The sequence below is a fragment of the Candidatus Magnetobacterium casense genome (genome assembly GCF_019173545.1).
GTDB lineage: Bacteria > Nitrospirota > Thermodesulfovibrionia > Thermodesulfovibrionales > Magnetobacteriaceae > Magnetobacterium > Magnetobacterium cryptolimnobacter.
Window position 1 is genome coordinate 1 of sequence record NZ_JABXWD010000291.1, and the last position, 4597, is coordinate 4597.

Annotated in this window: 4 protein-coding genes; 3 read left to right on the forward strand and 1 reads right to left on the reverse strand. The window is 52.6% G+C overall.

The annotated features are described in order from the left end of the window. Nucleotides 1–1850: tetratricopeptide repeat protein (locus HWQ67_RS13510; RefSeq protein WP_218253215.1), on the forward strand; the 1850-nt coding region annotated here is incomplete at its 5' end. Nucleotides 1851–2075: 225 nt separating this feature from the next. On the opposite strand, the gene hemL is transcribed toward HWQ67_RS13510, so the two are convergent. Then, a complete protein-coding gene (gene hemL / locus HWQ67_RS13515) occupies nt 2076–3362 on the reverse strand; it encodes a glutamate-1-semialdehyde 2,1-aminomutase (RefSeq protein WP_218253218.1) in 1287 nt (428 codons plus the stop codon). Nucleotides 3363–3601: 239 nt separating this feature from the next. Here hemL and HWQ67_RS13520 point away from each other — a divergent pair, with 239 nt between their 5' ends. Further along, on the forward strand, nt 3602–4348 hold the full coding sequence (locus HWQ67_RS13520; protein WP_218253216.1) for a sugar phosphate isomerase/epimerase family protein: 747 nt from the start codon (nt 3602–3604) through the stop codon (nt 4346–4348). A gap of 33 nt (nt 4349–4381) precedes the next feature. Beyond that, nucleotides 4382–4597: hypothetical protein (locus HWQ67_RS13525; protein WP_218253217.1), on the forward strand; the 216-nt coding region annotated here is incomplete at its 3' end.

The window sequence follows — 4597 nt, forward strand, 5'->3', positions numbered from 1 at the left end:
GGGCTACGTCTGTGGCTGCGGAAATATACAAATGTCTTGCCGTTGGCAAAGGGCTCGACTATGCCGTCCAGAGTGCACGGAAACTGGTTGAGAACCAGTATCACCCCTGGCCGCTCTTGAGGTGCTTTGGTGATGCGACACCGATTGTGCCATTGGTGGCGCCCGGCTCACCCGTAAAAAATAGCAATCCCGTTAAGCTAAAGCACAAGCTCCTCAAGGACAGCAACGTGCGTGTGCTTGACAGTGGGTTTGTTGGCAGGAGGCGCAGTGTTCAACGTGGGGTGAGCGTGCTCAGGGGAGCGGATGACAAGTACGGGCTTTTGGTGCGCGGCCCCGCAGGGATCGGAAAAAGCTGTCTTGTCGGGAAGCTCGTTGACAGGTTTATGGACAAGAAGCTCGTCGTCTTTCACGGGGTTGTCAGTGAAACGGATGTGATCGTTAAGCTGAGGAGATTGCTTGATCAAATGCGTAACAGATGCGGCCTGGAAATTATGAAATCAGATATCCCATACGAGGACAAACTAAAAGACCTCTTCAGTGGCGTCTTTAAAGCCGAGCTTCCAACGATAATATATTTCGATGATTTTGAACAGAACCTTGATCGTCACAACAATAAGTATTACGTCAAAGATGAGATTAAAGAAGTCATCCGTCCCTTCCTTGAGGCGTTTGACTGGGCTGAGGGCAGGAGCAACGTTGTCATTTCGAGCCGGTATCCGTTCATCCTTGAGCATGAGGGTGAAAACTTACCCGCAACGAAGTTGTATGACATTTCGCTCATGTCTTTTTATGGCGCAGATTTAGGCAAGAAAACACGCGAGCTTGAGTTCATCGCAAAGAGCAAGCACGCTGATATGTATATCAAGCATGGCGGCGGCAATCCACGTCTGCTGGAGTGGTTAAACGTCATCGCCAAGGGTGCTGGCAGGTACGTTTTGTCTGAACTTGAGGCGCATTTGCAGGATTGGAAGGATGAGTTCATCCACGAGTATCTTGCGGATGTGATCGCAAAGACAGAGGGCGAGGGGTTCCACAAGTTCATCCAGAAGGCGGCTGTGTATCGTGAGCCTGTTGATGCTGCGGCCTTTGACGGCTTTGGCGGTGCTGAGTTTTTGGACACGGCTGTTGACCTGACGTTGGTTGAGCGTGATGACTTATCCAGGGATGAGCTTGTGTACTGGGTAACGCCCGTTATACAAGCAAACATGTGGGGCAAGTTGCCTGATGAAATGTTTGAGATGCACGGGCGTGCGTATCAGTGGTATGACGGTTGGATTGCAAAAGCCACGGCACCCAATTACAAGTACCTGGAGGAGGCCGTTTTTCACGCCCTTGAGGTGGATAACATCCGTGGTGCGTGTCCTCATGCGCGTACGTTGGGGCAATACTTTGACCGTATGGTCTTATATCGGCAGGGTCGGGCGATTATGGAAAATGTGGCCGTAAGGGTCTCAGATGCGGTGATCGATGAGGCCAAGGCAGCGAAAGACATAGCGGTCAGTCTTTTCCTCAATGAGTATGCTACGTCATTGTGGAAGTTAGGAGATCAAAGGCAGGCGATTGCGTTCTACGAAAAAGACCTTGCGATCTGCCTGGAAGTCTATGGCGAAAGACATCCGTATGTGGCGACTTCGTATAACAACATTGGATCAGCGTGGGATACGTTAGGCGACCCAAAGCAGGCGATTGCGTTTTACGAAAAATCACTTGCGATATTGCTGGAAGTCTATGGCGAAAGACATCCGTATGTGGCAACGACTTATAACAACCTCGCCTACGTATATAGTCACACAGGTGATCCTCAAAAGTCCACTGAGTACACCTCAAAGGCCAAAGCGGCCTGGTCTTGATGCTGTCGCTTTGCAGGCCTTGCTCCTGAGCAATCCTCCGAGCCAACTCCACATTGCAAATCAGACGTTGGTGGTGTCGAATGAATTTCTTCTGATGCGATGATAAGTATCTGCTCATAAATTAAAGCAAAAAAAGAGAAAGGGGTGGCTCCGCCCCCCCCTTTAGAACCCCCCGCAAGGGGACCAGTCCCCTTGACCCCATAAGGCCTAACCTTAATGCTCAAGCTATAGAGCCTGCAGGGACTTGAATGCGGCCTTGACGGTGTCTTCGATGTCGCTGTCTGAGTGAGCCAACGAAATGAATCCGGCCTCAAACTGAGACGGAGCCAGATACACGCCCTCTTCAAGCATGAGCCTGAAAAATCGTCCATATCGTTCGGTATCCGCTTTAAGTGCCGTGTCGTAGTCAAAGACATCGCCGTCGCTAAAGTACTGGCAGAACATCGTCCCAACGCGGTAGAACCTCGTGTTTGCGCCTGCTTTAGCTGCGGCGTCCGTCAAGCCCTCCTGTAGCGCCTGAGCCGTGCGCTCCAGCTTGTCGTATACGCCACCTTCCATTAGCAGTCTGAGGGTCTTGATACCGGCAGTCATGGCGATGGGATTACCCGATAGCGTACCCGCCTGGTAGACGGGTCCCTCCGGCGCTATCATAGCCATGATCTCAGCCTTGCCACCGTATGCCCCCACGGGCAGACCTCCTCCGATCACCTTACCCAGACATGTCATATCGGGCGTGATCCCATACATCGCCTGAGCGCCGCCAAGGGCAACCCTGAACCCCGTCATGACCTCATCAAAGATGAGTACGATGTCGTACCTGGCAGAGAGTTCCCTGAGTCGTTGCAGAAACCCCTCCCTGGGCAGGACGCAGCCTATGTTACCGATCACGGGTTCAAGGATGATACAGGCGATTTCCTTGTGTTGTTGTGTGATAACGGTTTCAATGGCCTCGACGTTGTTAAATGGCAGGGTTATGGTTTCCGCTGCAAAGGACTGCGGCACTCCCGGACTGGTAGGGATCGACAGGGTCGTTGCCCCGGAGCCGGCCTTTGCCAGGAGGCCATCGGCATGACCGTGGTAGCAACCGTCAAACTTGACGACCTTGTCCTTTTTGGTAAAAGCCCTGGCCGCCCGTATGGCGCTCATTGTGGCTTCGGTTCCGGAGTTGACAAAGCGCACCTTGGCCATCGACGGATACAGCCTCAGGACAAGCTCGGCCAGCTCCACCTCAAGTGCAGTTGGGGCGCCGTAGCTCGTGCCGTTTTCGACTGCCCCCTTGATGGCCTCAACCACCGCAGGATGCGCATGGCCAAGGATCATCGGCCCCCAGGAAAGAACGTAATCAATGTAGGCATTGTCATCGGCGTCGTAGACCCGCGACCCCTTTGCTCGTGCAATAAACAGCGGATTGCCTCCTACAGCCTTAAACGCCCGAACCGGACTGTTGACTCCTCCAGGGATCAGTTGTTGCGCCCTGGAAAATAACTCGTTTGATCTTGTATGTTTTCTCATGCCATATATTAACATAAACAGGGGTATGGTGGGTAGGTTGCGCAAGATGGGGTCAAGGGGACTGGTCCCCTTGCGGGAGGGGTCTGAGGGGAGGGCAGAGCCGCTCCCCTTCTTTTTTTTCCCCGGATTGACAAAGCTGCACGCAAACCATATACTATAAACCATGCTTACGCAACCGCAAATAAGGGTTGGCAACCAGACCTCATGTGTAGCCGCATCGCCGGGGCTGCCGTTTGGGTATGCCATCGCCGCCGGATTTGATACCTTTGAGTGGTTCCCCGACAAGAAGGATTGGGGGGGGGTGGCTTGAGAGCGACATAAGCCCCACCGAAAGAACCAACATCAGGAAAAAGGCCGCTCAACAAAAAATCACCCTGAGCGTTCATGCCCCTCTTGCGGTAAATCCGCTGCTGGGCGAGACCTATGGCGCCTTCACCAATACCGTTGACTTTGCCCTGGACATAGGCGCCGTGCTTATCAATATCCACCTGTTTAACCATGAGGGGATGGAGAAATACGTACAATCCCTGGAGCCTTACATCAGGCGCACGGCAGAGCTAAACCTGAAACTCTCAATCGAAAACACCCCCGAAATATCCCCTGATGACGTCAACAGGGCATTTGAGCTTATCGGACAGCTCGACCACATACCAACAGACCACGTGGGAATGTGCTTTGACATCGGACACGCAAACATCTTCCCCCATACACGCAACGACTATATCCGCTATATAAAGGCAATACAGACACACGTGCCAATCATCCACATCCACATGCACGAAAACTACGGCGATTGCGACAGACATTTGCCCATATTCACCGGCCCGGCCGGCGACAATCCCACCGGCATAACCGCCTTTGTCGCCGAAATGAAACGACGCAAATTTTCTGGTTCGATAATAATGGAACAGTGGCCTGAAAACCCCTACTTCCTGAACAACGCCCGTGACAGGCTGCTGGCAATCTTTAACGACAACAACGTCTGAGAACAAAAACGCTTGCTGTAAGGAAATCCTGTGATGATAGCTATAGAGCGTTTAAAAAGAAAGAAGGAGGGCGGCTCCGCTTCTTGGCGCACCAGGTCGCACCTGGCCCCCTTCAGAACCCCCCTTGACCCCATAATGCTTGGCACTGTCATCACAGAAATATTTACAGGAAGGCTTAATTGTATCCTCTTTATATTGCATGGTAAAAGAAAGAAGGAGGGCGGCTCCGCCCCCTCCTCAGACCTCCCC

What these genes read in the sequence shown, in the direction of transcription:
- hemL (WP_218253218.1), bottom strand. Translation starts at nt 3,362, where the DNA reads ATGAGAAAACATACAAGATCAAACGAGTTATTTTCCAGGGCGCAACAA.
- HWQ67_RS13520 (WP_218253216.1), top strand. Translation starts at nt 3,602, where the DNA reads ATGCCATCGCCGCCGGATTTGATACCTTTGAGTGGTTCCCCGACAAGA.